We start from the raw sequence: 14,591 nt of genomic DNA, 5'->3' as shown, positions 1-14,591 counted from the left end.
CCCAACGAGGTGAGTAATGGCCCGCACCGAAGGCCGGCATCGCATCACCCGGAGAACGAAGATCGCCACCGCGCTGAGCGGACTCGTGGTCGCCGCCGGTGGCGTCGCGTTCGCGACCACCACGACCGACACCGGCAACGCCAACGCGGATCCGGTGGACAAGGCGTTTTTCGTGGACATCACCACGGTGGCCCCGAACGTCAAAGCCCCGCAGAACGCGCGCGGCGCCTCCACCGGCACGTTCACCGTGAACTGCGGCAAGAACGAGAACGGGCACTTCAACCCGGACAACTTCATCGCCCAGCCCGGGGTCCGCAACGGCGCCCAGCACCTGCACGACTACGTGGGCAACCTGACCACCAACGCCGACTCGACCAACGAAAGCCTGCTGGCGGGCGGGACCACGTGCAAGAACGGTGACCAGTCCGCGTACTTCTGGCCCGTCGTGCGGATCGACCGCGGTGACGAGGAAGAGACCAACGCGGCCCAGTCGCCGGAGGAAACCCAGGTCACCGCGGAACGCGCGCAGGCGCAGGCCAACGCGCAGACGCCACAGGTGGACTGCCCGGACGTGGCCAGCCAGATCGACGACATGAGCGACGCCGCGGCCGCGACCGTGGAGACCGAGCTCAACGCCATGGACCAGGAACTGGACGCGGCGAACCAGCAGATGGCCGCCGCGACGGACGAAGCGGCGCAGAACCAGGTGCTGCAACCGTTGCGCGACAAACGAAGGGCGAGCATCGAGCGGATCAACCGGGCCACCAGGCAGCAGGTCGGCCGGGGCCGGGACCTGTCCGGCTGCGGCGTGAAGAACCGGGGCCGCGGGCATGGGCGTGGCGGGAAGAACACGGCGACCTCGTCCGGCGCCGCCGCGACGACCACCCCGCCCGCGGAGACCACCACCACGACCGCCGCGGCCACGACGACAACGGACACAACCACCACTGCCGACACCACGACGGCAGCCGGCACCACGACCACTGCCGACACCACGACGACCGACTCGTCGACTTCGGCGGCGGCCACCACGACCTCGTCGGAACTACCGGGCCCGGACGAAAACAACGAAGTCGCGGGCAATGACGGGGAAATCCAACAACCCGCCACCGTCTCGCTGACCTTCCGCGGCAGCCCGGCGACCAAGGTTCGTGCGATGCCACAGTTCCTGCGCGTGCTCTCCGGCGACGCCAAGGAAGGCGCCAACGGTCCGACCAACGCCCGCGCGGCGTGGACCTGCACCGGGTTCGAGGACCGGCTGATCGACAAGTACCCGATCTGCCCGGAGGGCAGCAAGGTGGAGCGCATCCACGACTTCCCGAGCTGCTGGGACGGGCAGAACACCGACAGCGCCAACCACCGCACACACATCGTGTTCCCCGACGCGAACGGTAAGTGCGGCAACGGTTTCGTTGCGGTACCGCAGTTGCGGGTCACACTGACCTACGACATCCCGCACGACGTGCAGGTCGCCGGACAGTACAAAGTGGACTCCTTCCCGGAGGAACACCACAACCCGCTGTCCGACCACGACGACTTCGCCAACGTCATGTCGCAGTGCATCATGTGGCGCCTCGTGACCTGCGTGAACGGCGGCCGCAACTGCAAGGAGTGACGCAGGCCGTCCCAGGCCCGGGAAAATCGGCCGGAAAAGACTGAACCGGGGCAGAGCGGGACACGTGTGCTCGGTGGGTCACCCGGAAGGCGGGCGGCCCGCCGAGCCGAACAAGGAGAAACCCATGTCCGCGCGCCTCATCGTGTCGGCAGCCGCCGTCCTCAGTCTTGGCCTGCTCGGTGCCTGCACCTCGGGCGCCGGCAGCCCCGCGACCACCCCGTCGCAGGCCCCGGTCGCGATCCAGAAGCAGGCCGCGACCTCGCCCGGCACGGTGAAACTGACCGCCGCGGGCGTGGCCGACCTCGGCCAGGTCCTCACCGACGCCAACGGGATGACCCTGTACCGGTTCGACAAGGACACGAGCAGACCGCCGAAGTCGAACTGCGACGGGGCCTGCGCCACGACGTGGCCGCCGGTGATCGCCACCGGTTCGGTGGACGTGCAGGGCCTCGACGCGAGCCTCGTCGGCACGGTGACCCGCGCCGACGGAACCCAGCAGGTCACCGTGAACGGCTGGCCGATCTACCGCTACGCCAAGGACACCGCCGCGGGCCAGGCCACCGGCCAGGGCGTCGGCGGGACCTGGGCCGCGGTCACCCCGGCCGGCGGCAAGGCGGCCGCCCCCGTCATCGATACCGAAATCAACACGACCGACATCCCCGGCCTGGACACGGTGCTCACCGACCAGAACGGGATGACGCTCTACCTGTTCACCAAGGACAGCAAGAAACCCTCGAAGTCCACTTGCGACGGTGCGTGCGCCACGACCTGGCCGCCGCTGCTCGCCGTCGGCGAGGTCAAGATCAACGGGGTCGACCCGAAGCTCGTCGGCAAGGTGACCCGCTCCGACGGCAGCGCGCAGGTGACCGTCGGCGGCTGGCCGATGTACCGCTACAGCAAGGACACCGCGCCGGGGCAGGCGAACGGCCACGCCGTCGGCGAGACCTGGTTCGAGGTGGAGCCCGCAGGCTGCAAGGTCGCCGCGGGCAAGGAACCCGTCACCGCCGGCACCGGCGGCTACTGACCAACCGATTAAGGAGTGACCGGATGCCGGCTCCCTGGGCCCGCAAACGAACGGCGGTCGCCGACGAGGCACTGATCCGATCGCTCTACGAGGAGCATGGGCGGGCGCTGCTCGCCTACGCGACCCGGCTGACGAACGACCGGGCGGCCGCCGAGGACGTGGTCCAGGAAACCCTGGTCCGCGCCTGGCGGCATCCGGACGCGCTGCTCAACGGCAAGGGATCGGTGCGTGGCTGGCTGCTCACGGTGACCCGCAACCTGGCCACCGACCGGTATCGCGCGAAGGCCGCCCGGCCCGCCGAAGTGGCCGAAACCCCCGTCACCACGGCGGTACAGGCCGATCACGCCGACACGGTCGTCAACTCCATGGTCGTGCTCGACGCGCTGGACCGGCTGTCGCCGGAACACCGCGACGTGCTGACCGAGATCTACTTCCGCGGCCACAGCGTCGCGGAGGCGGCACAGACCCTCGGGGTCCCGCCCGGAACCGTCAAATCCAGGTCGTACTACGCGCTCAGAGCGATGCGACAGACTTTCGGCGGGAGCCGGCAGATCGCGATACCGGAGGTGACCGGATGACCGCACCCCATGATTCGGGGTCACTGGGCGCCTACGTGCTCGGAGCACTGGACCGGCAGGAGATGCGTGCGATGGAGCAGCACCTGGCTTCGTGCCGGCGCTGCCAGGCCGAACTGGCGGAACTGCGGATGACCCGCGCCGCACTCGACGAACTGCCCCCGGAGGCGATGGTGGAGGGGCCACCGGACGGCGGGGACCTGCTGTTGCAGCGGACCCTGCGGCAGGTCCGCCAGGAAACCCGGGACCGGACGCGGCGGCGCCGGACCGTGCTCGGCGTGGCCGCCGCGGCGGTGGCGATCGTGTTCGTCGGCGGCGGGGTCGTGGTCGGCCGGACCACCGCGCCGGAAACCGTGGCGCAGCAACAGGTTCCGGCCGGCACCAGGACCGCGTCCGCGACGGACGCTTCGACCGGGGCGAAGATGACAGTGTCCGTGCAGCCTGCCGCGGGCTGGGTGCGGGTGGACGCGTCGGTATCCGGCATCCCGAAGGGCGAGAAGTGCCGGATCTTCGTGGTCGCACACGACGGCAGCCGGGAGGAGGCCGGGAGCTGGCTCGTGTCGGAGGCAGGCGAGCGCAACGGCACCCAGCTCGACGGCGCCGCGCTGATCGCCCCGGCCGACGTCCAGGCGGTCGAAGTGGAGAACTTCGCCGGGGAGAAGTACGTGTCGGTGCCGGTCTAGTGCTGTGGCGTGAGCAGGACGATCGGGATCACGCGCTTGGTCTTCTGCGCGTACTCGTCGTACAGCGGGAAGATGCGTGTCATCTGGGGCCAGAGGGCCTCGCGCTCGGCCGGTGACGCGACGCGGGCGCGGGCGGTGAACCGGCGGTTGCCTACCTGCACCCCGACGCTCGGGTCCGCCTGGAGGTTCTTGAGCCACGCCGGATCGTCGTCGGCGCCGCCCTTGGAGGCCACGACGACGAAGTCGTCGCCCGAGGTGCCGTAGATCAGGCAGTTGCGGCGCGGCTGGCCGGTCCTGCGCCCGGTCGTGGCGAGCACGAGCGTGTGAACGCCGTCCGACTCGTGCCCCTCGGTTCCGCCCGAGGCCAGGTACTTCCGGGTCTGCTCGGCGACCCAGTCCCACGCCGAGTCGGTGGCGCGGTCGAGGTCATCGGCGATGGCCATACTGGTGGTCCCTTCTGGCTCTTCGGACAAGCGTAGACATGATCCTCCCGCGCCGGGTGGCCCTCGTGGCCGCCTGATGTCGAGAATGTGGTGCCGGCTCCGTCCCTGGGGCGAGCGGCCACGGCGGGCCGCGTGACGAAGAAGGAGAACCACCATGAAGTACCTGCTGCTCAAGCACTATCGCGGTGGCCCGGCCCCGGCTGTCGACTATCCGCCGATGGACCGGTGGACGCCCGAGGAGGTCGACGCGCACATGCGGTACATGGGCGATTTCGCGGCGCGCTTGAAAGAGACGGGCGAGTTCGTCGACACCCAGGCGCTGACGCCCGAGGGCGCGTTCGTGCGGCACGACGGAAAAGGGCGCCCGCCGGTGACCGACGGCCCGTTCGCCGAGACCAAGGACCTCATCGCCGGCTGGTACATCATCGACGTGGAGTCCTGGGATCGTGCTGTCGAGCTCGCCGGGGAGCTCTCCGGCGCGCCCGGCCCCGGCGGAGTGCCGGTCCGTGAGTGGCTCGAGGTCCGGCCGTTCTACACCGCATCCTGCACGGCCGAGTGAACGAGTCGTCGCTGCGGGAGCTCGTGCCCGCGGTGATCGGTGTCCTCGTCCGGCGCGGAGCGGACTTCGCCTCGGCCGAGGACGCCGTGCAGGAGGCGCTGATCCGGGCGCTGGAAACCTGGCCCGCCGATCCGCCGCGCGATCCGAAGGCCTGGCTCGTCGCGGCCGCGTGGCGCAAGTTCCTCGACGCCATCCGTGCCGAGACGTCGCGGCGGGGGCGGGAACTCGCCGTGGACGCCGAACCCCTCGCCGGCCCGGCGCCCGCCACGGATGACACGCTGCGGCTTTACTTCCTGTGCGCGCACCCCACGCTGTCGCTGGGCTCGGCCGTGGCGTTGACGCTGCGCGCGGTCGGCGGCCTGACCACGCGGCAGATCGCGACCGCGTATCTCGTCCCCGAGGCGACCATGGCGCAACGGATCAGCCGGGCCAAGCGTCAGCTTCAGGGGCTGCCGCTGGACCAGCCCGGCGATCTGGGCACGGTGCTGCGCGTGCTGTATCTCGTTTTCAACGAGGGTTACGGCGGGGAGGTCGACCTGGCGGCCGAGGCGATCCGGCTCGCCCGCCAGCTCGTCGCCCTGACCGACGATCCCGAGGTCGTGGGGTTGCTCGCGCTGATGTTGCTGCACCACGCGCGCCGTGCGTCCCGCACCGGCCAGGGAGGTCGCTTGGTCCCGCTGGCCGAGCAGGACCGATCGCGCTGGGACACCGGCCTGATCACCGAGGGGGTGGCGATCCTGCAGGCCGCGCTGGCCCGCGACCGCCTGGGCGAATACCAGGCGCAGGCCGCGATCGCCGCCCTGCACGCGGACGCCCCGAGCACCGCGGAGACGGACTGGGTGCAGATCGTGGAGTGGTACGACGAACTGCTGCGCCTCACCGACAGCCCGGTGGTGCGCCTCAACCGCGCGGTGGCTGTCGGGGAGGCGGATGGTCCGCAGGCCGGCCTGGCGGCGCTGGCTGACGTGAGCCCCGACCTGCCGCGCTACGCGGCGGTGACGGCATACCTGCGGGAACGCGCCGGTGATCTCGAGCGGGCCGCCGAGCTGTACGCCGAAGCTTCCCGCGCCGCCACCAGCGTGCCGGAGCGCGACCACCTCACGCGGGAGGCCACGCGGGTGCGGCAGCTGGCCGATCGCGGGAACGATCGTCCAGGAGCGTCATAGGTGCTTCTCAGGAAACTGTGGCACCGTGGTTGACGTGCGGATTCTGGTAGTCGAGGACGAAGAGCCACTGGCCGACGCGATCGCGCGCGGGCTGCGCCGCGAGGGCATGGCCGTGGACATCGCGCTCAACGGTGACGACGGGCACGAGAAGGCGAGCATCACGCGGTACGACGTGGTGCTGCTCGACCGCGACCTGCCCGGGATGTCCGGTGACGAGCTGTGCAAGGAGATCGTCGCCTCCGGCGAGCTGACCAGGGTCCTGATGCTGACCGCCAGCGGCACGGTGTCCGACCGCGTGGAGGGGCTGTCCCTCGGCGCCGACGACTACCTGTCCAAGCCGTTCGCCTTCCCCGAACTGGTCGCCAGGGTGCGGGCGCTGGGCCGCCGGGCGACGCCCGCGGCCCCGCCGCTGCTCACCGCCGGTGACGTCGAGCTGGACCCGGCCCGGCGCACGGTGCGCCGCGCCGGCGGGCCGGTGGAGCTGACCCGCAAGGAGTTCGGCGTGCTGGAGGTGCTGCTCTCGGCCAAGGGCGCGGTGGTCAGCAGCGAGGAGCTGCTGGAGCGCGTCTGGGACGAGAACGCGGACCCATTCACCACCACCGTGCGGGTCACGGTGATGACCCTGCGCAAGAAGCTGGGCGAGCCTGGGATCATCGAGACCGTGGTGGGATCGGGATACCGGGTACGCGACGCCGGTACCAGTAGCGAGTGAGGCCGGGCGGCCTGCGTCCGAGCAGTCTGCGCGCGCGAATCACCCTGCTCTCGACCGGCCTCGCCGCCGGCGTGAGCTTGGTGCTGCTGTGGCTGGCGTGGGTGCTGGTCGGCGACGCGGTGGCGGCCGTGCCGCAGATGCCCCCGGGCACGCTCGTGCGCGTGGACGGCGTCGACGTGGACGCGTCGGCGCTCGCCGCGCACATGCGTGACCACGCGCGCGACAAGGTGCTGGTGTTCGGCTCGATCGCGTTCTTCTGCGTGGTCGCGGCCACCGCGATCCTCGCCTGGACGTTCACCTCCCGCGTGCTCCGGCCGCTGCGGGAGATCACCGGGACGGCGCGTCGGCTGTCCATCGAATCCCTCGGCGAACGCATCGGCGAGGTCGATACGAAGGGCGAGCTGGCCGAGCTGGCCCACACCTTCGACGCGATGCTGGACAGGCTGCAGGGAGCGTTCGAGGCGCAACGCCATTTCGTCGCCAACGCCAGCCACGAGCTACGCACCCCGCTCTCGGTCATCCGCACCGAACTCGACGTGACGCTGTCCGATCCCGAAGCCGACGCCGCCGAGCTGCGGCGAATGGGCAACGTGGTGCGCGACGCGACCGAACGCGCCGGGCAGCTGGTCGGTTCGCTGTTGCTGCTTGCGCGCACCGACGGCGCGGGGCTGGTGGTGAAGGAACCGACGGACCTGATGGAGCTGGTCTCCCGCGCCTGGCGTGCCGTGCGCGGCGAAGCCGATCAGCGTGGCATCCACGCGACATTCCACACCGAGCCCGCGCCGGTGCACGGCGATCCCGCGCTGCTGGAACGGATCGCTGGCAACCTGCTGGAAAACGCCGTGCGGCACAACGTGGAACGCGGCTGGATCGAGGTCGTCACGCAGACCGGCGAGCGGTGGCAGACCTTGCGGGTGCGTTCCTCCGGTGGTCTGGTGGATCCGGTGACGGTCACCGAGTTGTTCGAACCATTCCGGCGGGCCGGGGTCGCGCGCACCGCGCGCACCGGTGCCGGGCTGGGCCTGTCGATCGTGCGCGCCGCGGTGGAAGCGCACGGCGGGGTGGTCACGGCCGAACCGGTGGTAGGTGGGGGATTGTCGGTCACGGTGCTGCTGCCGGTGGGGACTTAGGTCACTTTCCTTTCAGGACAACGCAAATAGCTCTTTTGGTGGTGTCCGGGGCGCTGCGCCCGGGTGGACTGTCGTGCGCATCCGCTGGAGGAGGAGCGATGAAGCGACACGTCCAAGAGACCTACTACGTCGTCAACGAAGGGGAACTGGGGTTCGGCGAAGACGGCAAACCCGCGCACTGGTGGCCATCGGCCATCGCCGAGCCGCGGCGTTTCCGGTTCTCGCGCCTCGGCGACAAGGGCCCGCAGGCCACCAACGCGCTGCTACAGGAACTGGCGAAGGCCATGACCGCGCGCAACGATTCGCCGGACGGCGCGGTACCGGCCGGATTCACCTACCTCGGCCAGTTCGTCGACCACGACCTGACCCTGGACCGTACGGCCGTGGCGCTCGGGGACGACGTCACGGTGGCGGAACTGGTCCAGGGCCGGTCCCCGTCACTGGACCTCGACTCCGTCTACGGGCGCGGGCCGGCGCACCCGGTGGACAAGAAGTTCTATGCCCAGGACGGGATCAAGCTCAAGATCGGCACCACGGTCGCGATCGCCGGGGACGCCGGCACCAACGTCAACCGCACCGGGTTCGACCTGCCTCGCGTGGGCATCGGGCCGAACAAGCGCGCCGAGCGCCAGGCGCTGATCCCCGACGCGCGCAACGACGAAAACCTTGCCGTGGCACAGACTCACGTGGCCTTCCTCAACTTCCACAACCGAGTCGTGGACCGGCTCGCCGCCGAATCCGTGCCCAGCGCGCTGCTGTTCGAACGGGCGCGGGCCGAGGTCGTCCGGCACTACCAGTGGATGTTGCGCGAGGACTTCCTGCCGCGGATCGTCAACCCGGTCGTCGTCTCCGACGTGTTCACCAACGGGCGCAAGTACTTCGACCCCGACGTGCACGAGGGCCCGGCGACGATGCCGATCGAGTTTTCGGTCGCCGCCTATCGGATCGGGCACAGCATGGTGCGCGATTCCTATTCGTGGAACCGGATCTTCGAGCCGGGCGGGATCACCCCGGCAACGTTGTTCCTCCTGTTCACCTTCACCGGCACCGCGGGCATCCTGACCGCCACCAACAACCTCGCCGATCTGGACAACCCGAACGCGGGCAGCAACCTGCGGCTGCCGACGAACTGGATCGTGGACTGGCGGCGGCTGCACGATTTCCGCCCCACCGGACGGCCGGACCTGTTCGGCCCCGGGCTCAACCCGGCCCGCCGGATCGACACCCTGCTCGCGAACGGGCTCGGTGACCTGCCCGCCGGCACCTTCGGCGGCACCGAACAGGGGCTCGCGCTCGACGACGTCCAGCGCAACCTCGCCTACCGAAACCTCAAGCGCGCCAACATGGTCGAACTGGCCACCGGGCAGCAGATGGCGCAGCTGCTCGGCGCGACCCCGCTCACCCGCGACGAGCTGATCACCGGCAGTGGCGGGGCCAGCCTCGCCGGGCTGGACCAGGCGCTGGTCGAGGAACTGGTCGCGGACACGCCGCTGTGGTTCTACGTGCTGCGCGAGGCCGAACTGCACGACGGTCACCTGAACGGAGTCGGCGGGCGGATCGTGGCCGAGGTGTTCCACCGCTGCATGGAGGCTGGTGCCTACTCGATCCTGCGCGAGCCGGAATGGCGGCCGACGCTGGGCGAGCGCGAAGGCAGCTTCACCATGGCCGATCTGCTGCTGGTGGCCGCGGACGGGAAGGTGGAGAACCTCAACCCGCTCGGAGACAAGCCGTGAGCTGAGATCGCGGTTATCGTTCGGACATGGTTCCTTCGATCCGCCTGAACAACGACGTGGAGATACCCAGCCTCGGTCTCGGGGTGTACAAGATCCCGGACGACGAGGTCGGAGGGGTCGTGCACACGGCGATCGAGGCCGGGTACCGCAGTATCGACACCGCCACGTTGTACCGCAACGAACGCGGGGTCGGCGCGGCCGTGCGCTCGAGCGGGTTGCCGCGCGAGGAGCTGTTCGTCACCACGAAGCTGTGGAACACCGAGCACGGATACGACAAGGCGTTGCGGGCGTTCGACGAGAGCCTGCGCCTGCTCGGGCTGGACTACGTGGACATGTATCTCATCCACTGGCCCGAGCCCGATCAGGATCTGTACGTGGAAACGTGGCGGGCGCTGGAAAAGATCGCCTCGGACGGGCGTGCGCGGGCCATCGGGGTGTCCAACTTCGGCACCGCGGAGCTGGAGCGGCTGCTCAAGGAGTCGGACGTGGTGCCGGCGGTGAACCAGGTGGAGCTGCATCCGGCGAAACAGCAGGCGGTGCTGCGGAAGTTCGACACCGACCACGGCATCGTGACCGAGTCGTGGAGCCCGCTGGCCCGCGGCAGGCAGCTCACCCACGAGATGATCACCACGATCGCCGGGAAGCACGGCAAGAGCCCGGCGCAGGTCGTGCTGCGCTGGCATCTCGAGATGGGGCTGGTCGCGATCCCGAAGTCGGTGTCTCCCAAGCGGATCAAGGAGAACATCGACATCTTCGACTTCGAGCTGGACGCCCAGGACATCGCCGCGATCGCGACACTGGAAGCCCACTAGCCGGCCCCGCCCACGCAAGGCGCGGGCGGGGCCACGAGCGTCAGGCGGGCACGGAGGCGACGCCGGGAGCCAGGAAAGGCTTACCGGTGACCTTCGTCGAGATGCCCTCGCGGTCGAGGTACGGGGTGATGCCGCCCAGCCAGAACGGCCAGCCGGCACCCAAGATCAGGCACAGGTCGATGTCCTGCGCCTCGGCGACCACGCCCTCGTCGAGCATGAGCTTGATCTCCTCGGCGATCGCCGTCAGCGCGCGCTCGCGCACCTCCTCGGCGGTGGAGACCTTGTCACCCTGCTGCCACAGCTTCGCGACGTCGGGGTCCACCTGCTGGTTCCCGGCCGAATCCCATTGCCACACGCCGGTCTTGCCGGCGTCGACGAACCGCTTCAGGTTCTCGCTCACCCGGAACCGGTCCGGGAACGCGGCGTGCAGCGTCTCGCCGACGTGCAGCGCGATCGCCGGGCCCACCAGCTGCGTCAGCACCAGCGGCGACATCGGCAGCCCCAGCGGGTCCAGTGCGTGATCGGCCACGTCGAACGGCGTGCCCTCGTCGATCGCCGTCAGCACCTCGCCGAGGAAACGCAGCAGCAGCCGGTTCACCACGAACGCCGGCGCGTCCTTGACCAGCACGCTGGACTTCTTCAGCTGCTTGCCCACCGCGAACGCCGTCGCCAGCGACGCGTCGTCGGTCCGCTCGCCGCGCACGATCTCCAGCAGCGGCAGCACCGCGACCGGGTTGAAGAAGTGGAACCCGACCACACGCTCGGGGTGCTCCAGCTTCGCCGCCATCTCGCTGACCGACAGCGAGGACGTGTTCGTCGCCAGGATCGCCTCAGGGGAGACGAACTGCTCCAGCTCCCCGAACACCTGCTGCTTGACACCCAGCTCCTCGAACACGGCTTCGATCACGAAGTCCGCGTCGCCGAAGGCCGCCTTGTCCAGCGAGCCGGAGACCAGCGCCTTCAGCCGGTTGGCCTCGTCCGGCGAGATACGAAGCTTGGCTTGAAGTTTGTCGATCTCACCGTGCACATACGACACGCCCTTGTCGATGCGCGCCTGGTCCACGTCGGTGAGCACCACCGGCACCTTGAGCCGCCGCACGAACAGCAGCGCCAGCTGCGAGGCCATCAGGCCCGCGCCGACGATGCCGACCTTGTTCACCTTGCGTGCCAACGACTTGTCCGGCGCGCCGGCCGGCCGCTTCGCGCGCTTGTTGACCAGGTTGAACGAGTACAGCCCGGCGCGCAGCGTGTCGCTCATCAGCAGCTCGGCCAGGCCGTCGGTCTCGGCCGCGTAACCCGCGTCGAGATCGTTGGCGCGGGCGAGTTCCAGCAGCTCCACGGCCTTCGTCGCACCAGGCGACGCGCCATGCGTCTTACCGTCCACAATGGACTTCGCGCGGGCGATGGCGTTGTCCCAGGCCTCGCCGCGATCGATCTCGCGGCGGGCTGGGGTGACCTCGCCGCCGACCACCTTCGCCAGCCACAGCAGCGACTGCTCCAGGTAATCCGCCGAGCCCAGCACTTCGTCCACGATGCCGAGCTCGGCCGCCTTGGCCACGTTCAGCATCTTGTTCTGGTTCAACGCGTTCTCGATGATCACGGTCACCGCCGCGTCCGGCCCGATCAGGTTCGGCAGCAGCTGCGTGCCGCCCCAGCCCGGGAACAGGCCGAGGAAGACTTCGGGGAACGCGATCGCCGCGGTGTTCTCCGAGAGCGTGCGGTAGTGGCAGGACAGCGCCAGCTCCAGCCCGCCGCCCATCACCGCGCCGTTGACGAACGCGAAGGTCGGGATCTGCGAATCGGTCAGCCGGCGGAACACCGTGTGCCCGGTCTCGGCGATTTCCCTTGCCAGCGCCGGATCCGACACGGCTTCGACACCGGAGAGGTCCGCGCCGACGGCGAAGATGAACGGCTTGCCGGTGACCGCGATCGCGGCGGGCTTCTCGGCGAACGCCTCGTCGATCGCGGCGTTCAGGCTGACCAGCCCCTGCGGCCCGAAGGTGGAGGGCCGGGTGTGGTCGTGGCCGTTGTCCAGCGTGATCAGCGCTACCGGCTTGTCCAGCCCGGGTACGTGCACGAGCCGGGTGACCGCGGTGGTCACCACCTCGTCCGGGAACGCGGCTTTCGCTTGTTCGGCGGTGAAAGTCACTTGTCACTCCCGTCGTAGGCCGGGTTCTCCCACAGCACGGAGCCGCCCATGCCGATCCCGATGCACATCGTGGTGAGGCCGTAGCGGACCTCGGGGTGTTCGGCGAACTCGCGGGAGAGCTGGGTCATCAGCCGCACGCCCGAGGAGGCCAGCGGGTGCCCGCAGGCGATCGCGCCGCCCCACGGGTTGACCCGCTCGTCCTCGGCGTCGATGCCGAAGTGGTCGAGGAACGCCAGCACCTGCACCGCGAACGCCTCGTTGATCTCGAACAACCCGATGTCCGAAATGGACAGTCCGGTGCGGGCGAGCAGTTTCTCGGTGGCAGGCACCGGTCCGATGCCCATCACCTCGGGCTCGACCCCGGCGAAGGAGTAGCCGACCAGCCGCATCCCGACCGGCAGGCCCAGCTCGCGTGCGGTGTCCTCGTCGGCGAGAATCGCGCCCGTCGCGCCGTCGTTCAGGCCGGCCGCGTTGCCCGCGGTGACCCGGCCGTGCGGGCGGAACGGCGTCTTGAGCTTCGCCAGCTGCTCGACCGTGGTGCCCGGCCGCGGCGGTTCGTCCTCCGTGGCCAGGCCCCAGCCGAGCTCCGCGTTGCGGATGGCGACCGGCACCAGCTCGGGCCCGATCTTGCCCGCCTTGACGGCGTCGGCGAAGCGTTCCTGGCTCTGCGCCGCATAGGCGTCGGTGCGCTGCTTGGTGATCTCGGGGAAGCGGTCGTGCACGTTCTCGGCGGTCTGGCCCATCACCAGCGCCGTCGGGTCGACGAGCTTGTCGGCCACGATGCGGGGGTTCGGGTCCACGCCCTCGCCCATCGGATGGCGGCCCATATGCTCCACGCCGCCCGCGATCGCGATGTCGTACGCGCCGAACCCGATGCCGCCCGCGACCGACGTCACCGCCGTCATCGCGCCCGCACACATCCTGTCGATCGCGAAGCCCGGTACGGACTTGGGCAGGCCGGCCAGCAGCGCGGCGGTGCGGCCGATCGTGAGTCCTTGGTCGCCGATCTGGGTGGTGGCGGCGATCGCCACGTCGTCCACGCGCTCGGGCGGCAGTTCGGGGTGACGGCGGATCAGCTCGCGGATCACCTTGACCACCAGGTCATCGGCCCGGGTACCGGCGTAGATGCCCTTTTCGCCTGCCTTGCCGAACGGAGTGCGAACCCCTTCGACGAAGGCCACGTTGCGCACCGCGCGCGCTGTGGACGCCGCCATGGGTGTTGCGGCCACGGTGTCTCCTTACGGGAAAATTCGGGGTTGTACTCCCGCACCATAGCCCTGGTTACCCGTCGGTAACCAGTCAGCTCCCCCTGTCGAGTGCGTCACCCCCGGCTCGGCCGGCTTGGCCGGCTCGCCCGGTGGTTCCGCGCCGCTTGTGTTCCCCGGAGGGGTGCGGCGCGGGGCGCGCGGAGTGGCGGAGCTGCGCGGCTGGCGAAGCCGGCGCTGGCGCGCGAAGCGGCGCGGGGCGCGCGAAGCGGCGGAGCGGCCCGGCTCTGCGAAGCCGCTCAGCCTCGCGAAGCCGCCAAGCTGGGAGGGTGCGCGAAGCGGCCAGGGCGAAGCCGTGGAGCGGCGAGACTTGCGAAGCGGGCCGGGCTTCGCGAAGGGGTCCGGCTTTGCGAGGCCGCGAAGGTGGGAGGGCTCCCGAAGCGCGGAGTCTCGCGAAGCAGCCTGGGCTCGCGAACCGTTCCGGCACCGCGAAGCTTCGAAGCAGCGCGCCTCGCGAAGCCATGGGGCCCGAGCGAAACCGCCTATCCAGCGAAGCGTTCCCGCCGCGAAGCCCTCCGGCGCTACGAAGCCTCGCGAAGCAGCCAGGCTCCCGAAGCCGCGAAGCACGCGAGGCGCCAGCCCCAACAGCGGCAAAGCAACCCAGCCCCGCGAAGGCGGCAAAGCAACTCGGTCCGCGAAGCAGCGGCACAACTCGACCTGGCGAAGCAGCGGCGTAACCCGGCCGCGCGAAGCAACCCGGCCGCGCGAAGCAACCCGGCCCCCCG

13 protein-coding genes are annotated in these 14,591 nt (G+C 70.0%); 10 read left to right on the top strand and 3 right to left on the bottom strand.

The window, feature by feature from the left end; translation table 11 throughout:
* Positions 1-16: 16 nt before the first annotated feature.
* The 4 genes from VHD82_RS12350 (at position 17) to VHD82_RS12335 (ending at position 3,897) form a co-directional block, all read left to right on the top strand.
* The gene (locus VHD82_RS12350; RefSeq protein ID WP_325701441.1) at positions 17-1,615 is read left to right on the top strand and encodes a DUF1996 domain-containing protein; all 1,599 of its coding nucleotides are present in this window, start codon (positions 17-19) and stop codon (positions 1,613-1,615) included.
* Between the two features lie 124 nt (positions 1,616-1,739).
* Positions 1,740-2,639 carry an SCO0930 family lipoprotein gene (locus VHD82_RS12345; protein ID WP_325701438.1) on the top strand — a complete coding sequence of 300 codons (900 nt, stop codon included), beginning with the start codon at positions 1,740-1,742 and terminating at the stop codon, positions 2,637-2,639.
* Positions 2,640-2,662: 23 nt separating this feature from the next.
* Positions 2,663-3,217 (top strand): sigma-70 family RNA polymerase sigma factor, encoded by a 555-nt coding sequence (locus VHD82_RS12340; protein WP_325701435.1) that lies wholly within the window; start codon positions 2,663-2,665, stop codon positions 3,215-3,217.
* Positions 3,214-3,897 (top strand): zf-HC2 domain-containing protein, encoded by a 684-nt coding sequence (locus tag VHD82_RS12335; RefSeq protein ID WP_325701433.1) that lies wholly within the window; start codon positions 3,214-3,216, stop codon positions 3,895-3,897. Before VHD82_RS12340 ends, VHD82_RS12335 begins: the two co-directional genes overlap by 4 nt.
* On the opposite strand, the gene VHD82_RS12330 is transcribed toward VHD82_RS12335, so the two are convergent.
* Positions 3,894-4,340 (bottom strand): nitroreductase family deazaflavin-dependent oxidoreductase, encoded by a 447-nt coding sequence (locus VHD82_RS12330; protein ID WP_325701431.1) that lies wholly within the window; start codon positions 4,338-4,340, stop codon positions 3,894-3,896. The genes VHD82_RS12335 and VHD82_RS12330 overlap by 4 nt on opposite strands.
* A gap of 154 nt (positions 4,341-4,494) precedes the next feature.
* Between VHD82_RS12330 and VHD82_RS12325 the strand changes: the two genes are divergently transcribed.
* The 6 genes from VHD82_RS12325 to VHD82_RS12300 all read left to right on the top strand — a co-directional run bounded on the left by VHD82_RS12325 (position 4,495) and on the right by VHD82_RS12300 (position 10,452).
* The gene (locus VHD82_RS12325; RefSeq protein ID WP_325701428.1) at positions 4,495-4,899 is read left to right on the top strand and encodes a YciI family protein; all 405 of its coding nucleotides are present in this window, start codon (positions 4,495-4,497) and stop codon (positions 4,897-4,899) included.
* Positions 4,896-6,065 (top strand): RNA polymerase sigma factor, encoded by a 1,170-nt coding sequence (locus VHD82_RS12320; RefSeq protein ID WP_325701425.1) that lies wholly within the window; start codon positions 4,896-4,898, stop codon positions 6,063-6,065. Before VHD82_RS12325 ends, VHD82_RS12320 begins: the two co-directional genes overlap by 4 nt.
* 34 nt (positions 6,066-6,099) lie before the next feature.
* A complete protein-coding gene (locus VHD82_RS12315) occupies positions 6,100-6,777 on the top strand; it encodes a response regulator transcription factor (protein WP_325701422.1) in 678 nt (225 codons plus the stop codon).
* Entirely contained in the window at positions 6,774-7,907 is a 1,134-nt protein-coding gene (locus tag VHD82_RS12310; protein ID WP_325701419.1) for a HAMP domain-containing sensor histidine kinase, read from the top strand. The genes VHD82_RS12315 and VHD82_RS12310 overlap by 4 nt, the downstream gene beginning before the upstream one ends.
* 98 nt (positions 7,908-8,005) lie before the next feature.
* Positions 8,006-9,640, top strand: a complete 1,635-nt coding sequence (locus tag VHD82_RS12305) for a heme peroxidase family protein (protein WP_325701416.1) — start codon at positions 8,006-8,008, stop codon at positions 9,638-9,640.
* A gap of 26 nt (positions 9,641-9,666) precedes the next feature.
* Complete coding sequence (locus tag VHD82_RS12300; protein WP_325701413.1) at positions 9,667-10,452, top strand: aldo/keto reductase; 786 nt, start codon at positions 9,667-9,669, stop codon at positions 10,450-10,452.
* A gap of 40 nt (positions 10,453-10,492) precedes the next feature.
* Here VHD82_RS12300 and VHD82_RS12295 read toward each other — a convergent pair whose 3' ends face one another.
* Positions 10,493-12,601 carry a 3-hydroxyacyl-CoA dehydrogenase NAD-binding domain-containing protein gene (locus VHD82_RS12295; protein WP_325701410.1) on the bottom strand — a complete coding sequence of 703 codons (2,109 nt, stop codon included), beginning with the start codon at positions 12,599-12,601 and terminating at the stop codon, positions 10,493-10,495.
* Positions 12,598-13,791 carry a thiolase family protein gene (locus VHD82_RS12290; RefSeq protein ID WP_325702121.1) on the bottom strand — a complete coding sequence of 398 codons (1,194 nt, stop codon included), beginning with the start codon at positions 13,789-13,791 and terminating at the stop codon, positions 12,598-12,600. Before VHD82_RS12290 ends, VHD82_RS12295 begins: the two co-directional genes overlap by 4 nt.
* Positions 13,792-14,591 lie beyond the last annotated feature (800 nt).

It is taken from the genome of Amycolatopsis sp. (assembly GCF_035546795.1).
Lineage (GTDB): Bacteria > Actinomycetota > Actinomycetes > Mycobacteriales > Pseudonocardiaceae > Amycolatopsis_E.
Note: the sequence above shows the minus strand (reverse complement) of the source record. Positions and strands in the feature narration are given on the sequence as shown.

Bases quoted from the DNA above. Each gene is read 5' to 3' on its own strand.
- VHD82_RS12340 (WP_325701435.1), top strand. From the start codon at position 2,663: ATGCCGGCTCCCTGGGCCCGCAAACGAACGGCGGTCGCCGACGAGGCA.
- VHD82_RS12335 (WP_325701433.1), top strand. From the start codon at position 3,214: ATGACCGCACCCCATGATTCGGGGTCACTGGGCGCCTACGTGCTCGGA.
- VHD82_RS12350 (WP_325701441.1), top strand. From the start codon at position 17: ATGGCCCGCACCGAAGGCCGGCATCGCATCACCCGGAGAACGAAGATC.
- VHD82_RS12330 (WP_325701431.1), bottom strand. From the start codon at position 4,340: ATGGCCATCGCCGATGACCTCGACCGCGCCACCGACTCGGCGTGGGAC.
- VHD82_RS12300 (WP_325701413.1), top strand. From the start codon at position 9,667: ATGGTTCCTTCGATCCGCCTGAACAACGACGTGGAGATACCCAGCCTC.
- VHD82_RS12345 (WP_325701438.1), top strand. From the start codon at position 1,740: ATGTCCGCGCGCCTCATCGTGTCGGCAGCCGCCGTCCTCAGTCTTGGC.
- VHD82_RS12305 (WP_325701416.1), top strand. From the start codon at position 8,006: ATGAAGCGACACGTCCAAGAGACCTACTACGTCGTCAACGAAGGGGAA.
- VHD82_RS12325 (WP_325701428.1), top strand. From the start codon at position 4,495: ATGAAGTACCTGCTGCTCAAGCACTATCGCGGTGGCCCGGCCCCGGCT.